Below are 3,338 nucleotides of genomic sequence, written 5' to 3'. Positions count from 1 at the left end.
TACTGATTCATCTCTCTCAGGTTCCGGTTCGTTGTCTTTAGATATATAATTATCCGCAGCTACGGCTTTGCCAGATGTTGTATATTCTCTACTCATAACTCAATAATCCTCAAAAAAGATTCAACGTTATCGCAGACATGAACAATTGCACCAGCGTTGATCATTCTTTTGATCTGAACCTGCTGCAATTTACTGAGTCTGCCAGTCTTTGGAGCCTTAAATTCAACAAAGATAATTCGCCCGTCTTTGATAAATATCCGATCGGGGAGTCCTCCTTCACTCTCAAATTTATAAGACAACCAACCAGCGTCAATAGCTAACTTTCGACACTTCTGTTCCAACTTCGCTTCTGTGTTCATTAATATTCCCAACGATCCAAAACAATTTGAGTTTTTTCTTCTTCGGTCATATCTTTACCATCTACAATATGAACTCTTAACCCACATTTTTTGGTATGCGAACACCGAGCTACTAAATCTTTTTTATTCCAAGGCTGATAAACAATCTTACCAAAACAACACTTAGGACATTTCACATCACACCTCCTTTCAAAATAGGGTCAACGATCTTATGAGCTTCACGAATGTAATATTCGTACTCAACTGCTGCGTCATCATAATCATCCATGTCATTACACACAGATGCTTTCCATCCTTTATTCAGCATAAACCGGCGCTCGGGTGCATCAGCATCTTTCGCTACTTGTTGCGGCGTTGGTGGCATGATCTTAACCAGATCAAGACCAAACACGCTGATGTAGTACCTGGTGTTGTTTTGGATTTGCTCTTCATTGCCTTCATAGTCTACCGTTATGAGTTTGGAGCTGCGGGGAACTTTTGCAAAATTCATAAAGTCAAATATGTCGGAGTGGGTTGAAATATACTCTTCAATATTTTTACCATATAATAGAGCTTGGTTTGCAGCCATCGGAACAACCTGTGACGAGTGATTTTGATGATACCCTAGATCACCACCGAAACAATAACAACCTTTACGTTTGAGTTTACCATCGGGGTATACCCCTATATAATTATTTACGTCCCTGAGTACCATCTTTTTATAAAAAACTTCTTCCAGTTGTAATTTTGTAATCGACTCCCACCACTTACAAATATTACGACAATGTTCTATATATTTTTTAGAAACAATATAAGAGATGCCGTCAGTATTACACTGGATTATTTTCAAACTCGGTGTTTTTATGAGTTGTTCAACCAACATTAACAACGATAATTGGCCGTTAATCGTGGTAGAAAGTAGATACTTCAAATCGAAGAAAGGGCTATATTTATTACCACTGTTACCATACGTTGCGTTCATTGCTATTTTAAGAGAAGCATTTTCAGCCGTTCCCTTTTTATGCTTCTTGCGCTCATTAAATAAATCTTCATACACCGAACAAAACTCGATACCAAGATGTTCAGGATATAGTTTATTTACTATGGCAATACTCGGATACATTGAGGTAACATCCACGTCAACTATCTGATTATATTCATCACTTTCGATTATACTGTTATTTACTGAAGCATGTAGGCCTCCCGTTCCGAAGATATAATCAATCCCGTTAACATGACACTTTAAATCCTTAAATACATTCTTTACTTCAGTTACAGTTTGCCCTTCCAACCATATTTTAATCCTCTGAAACTCAGGATGCTCAAACTTAATATAAGGAAAAATGCAATCTTTTATTTTAACATTTTCTCTAACTGTCCTCTTTGGAGCACGTTGACCATTAGAATGATTATAACATTCTACACCAACCTTCTCAAGAGCTTGAATAAACACTTCTGACCCGATCTTAGCATCACTTGCGTTGGTGAAATCTTTATCATATTTTTCAGACAACTCTTTTCGGAAGTTGATTTCCTTTTCAATAAGATTACAAAACTTTTTGGTGTTTTCTATGTCGAACCACATATAAGTTCTCAAAAAATCATATTGATCGAAATTGAGAATCGAACCAGGCGTGTAAGGAAGATCCTCAATATTATGCGAGCGCATCACAAACTCAAGAGCTTTTAATCCGGTCATCCTAGCTGGATTATCATAGTGCATCACCCGCAGGAGGTCTCGTTGTTTGATAATGGGGTTCCATATAATATTTGAGAAGCGATCGTTCCAAGGTGTTTTAATGATTTGATCTGATTTATTATAAATATCTAAAGGAGCGCAACCCCTATTTTGAATAATATAATTAAGAACCGGCCAATCGTAGGAAAGATTATTGTAGCCCGTCATTGTTTCGTTCCGAATACTATCAAGAAACTCAAGGAGCTGTGATATTTCGTTAACTCTCCACGAGTTCTCAAAGGTGTATCGTTTGTCGTTAACCTCTATCCCTGCAAGAAACACGTTGGGGTAGCATTCCAGATCATACGTTATCATTTTAACGCCTCTCTAGCAATAGCTCGAACAGCATCCATTCTATCAGGCAACGTTATCACCCAGTCACAGTCTCGCAGTTTGATCAGCGCCGCTTCTAACTTCTCAAGTCGCTCAGCAACAATCTTGTCGATACGAGCTGGTTGGGGTATTGGATTAGTCATTATAAATCCATCCTGTAGCTCTGGATAAGCCGTTTTGTCACATCGTACAAACTGAGGTTTGATATAATGTAGATATCACACTCTGGAGAATCACTTAACAATTCAAACCTGCGATACTCCTCTATCCGCACATGTTTATTTTGAATAGGTGAATCGGGAGTAACATCAGGCTCGTCGTAAATGGGTAAACGATAAAGATTCCTGCCATCTGCATCTATGTATTCCCTGTCATGCGAACCACCAATAAAAAGATTTCTCATTCTACTATCTCCTTTCTAACACTCTATAGCGCAAAGTGCTTCGTAAGCTTTTATCATTTGAATAACATCCCCACTGGCAGCGGCCTTATCTGCATGGTGTAAAGCAGATTCAATCATTATTGCACCAAATTGTCCGGCAGGTATTTCCTTATAATAACCCAAAATTTCACGAACTCTTTCTTGCTCTCTGGGTAATGCTTCAGCTAAACTTTCCATAATAATCATAAAGTCCTCCTACCAAGAAAGCCCGTCACTAATTAAAGTGACGGGCCGAAGAGCCTGCAGCTCTTCTTCTAACCTGACCAGGAGAAAATCAGGTTAAAACGGTAACATAAATCCTTCAGAAATCAACTGTTCTTCTGTCCAACCAGCTTTTACATAATCATCGTAGCTCACACCCTTAGCCGCTGGAGTCATCTCACGAGTAGGAGCAACAGGAGCAACAGGAGCAACAGGAGCAACAGGAGCAACAGGAGCAACAGGAGCAACAGGAGCAACAGGAGCAACAGGAGCAACAGGAGCAACA

At 39.1% G+C, this 3,338-nt stretch carries 7 protein-coding genes; 1 reads left to right on the top strand and 6 read right to left on the bottom strand.

Going from position 1 to position 3,338, the window contains the following annotated elements; genetic code table 11:
* Positions 1 to 92 precede the first annotated feature (92 nt).
* The 6 genes from J7K40_13670 to J7K40_13645 are packed head-to-tail and all read right to left on the bottom strand — an operon-like array spanning position 93 to position 3,037.
* The gene (locus tag J7K40_13670; protein ID MCD6163444.1) at positions 93 to 359 is read right to left on the bottom strand and encodes a VRR-NUC domain-containing protein; all 267 of its coding nucleotides are present in this window, start codon (positions 357 to 359) and stop codon (positions 93 to 95) included.
* Positions 359 to 535, bottom strand: coding sequence for a hypothetical protein (locus J7K40_13665; protein MCD6163443.1), 177 nt, complete (start codon positions 533 to 535; stop codon positions 359 to 361). Before J7K40_13665 ends, J7K40_13670 begins: the two co-directional genes overlap by 1 nt.
* Positions 532 to 2,391, bottom strand: coding sequence for a hypothetical protein (locus J7K40_13660; protein MCD6163442.1), 1,860 nt, complete (start codon positions 2,389 to 2,391; stop codon positions 532 to 534). The genes J7K40_13665 and J7K40_13660 overlap by 4 nt, the downstream gene beginning before the upstream one ends.
* Complete coding sequence (locus J7K40_13655; protein MCD6163441.1) at positions 2,388 to 2,552, bottom strand: hypothetical protein; 165 nt, start codon at positions 2,550 to 2,552, stop codon at positions 2,388 to 2,390. The genes J7K40_13660 and J7K40_13655 overlap by 4 nt, the downstream gene beginning before the upstream one ends.
* Entirely contained in the window at positions 2,552 to 2,812 is a 261-nt protein-coding gene (locus J7K40_13650; GenBank protein MCD6163440.1) for a hypothetical protein, read from the bottom strand. The genes J7K40_13655 and J7K40_13650 overlap by 1 nt, the downstream gene beginning before the upstream one ends.
* A gap of 15 nt (positions 2,813 to 2,827) precedes the next feature.
* Positions 2,828 to 3,037: a hypothetical protein gene (locus J7K40_13645; protein MCD6163439.1), complete on the bottom strand. Its 210-nt coding sequence runs from the start codon at positions 3,035 to 3,037 to the stop codon at positions 2,828 to 2,830.
* A 190-nt stretch (positions 3,038 to 3,227) separates the two neighbouring features.
* Between J7K40_13645 and J7K40_13640 the strand changes: the two genes are divergently transcribed.
* The coding region (locus J7K40_13640; GenBank protein ID MCD6163438.1) for a hypothetical protein at positions 3,228 to 3,338 on the top strand (111 nt) is incomplete at its 3' end.

This window comes from Candidatus Zixiibacteriota bacterium (assembly GCA_021159005.1).
Lineage (GTDB): Bacteria > Zixibacteria > MSB-5A5 > UBA10806 > 4484-95 > JAGGSN01.
This window is presented reverse-complemented; position numbering and strand designations above follow the sequence as displayed.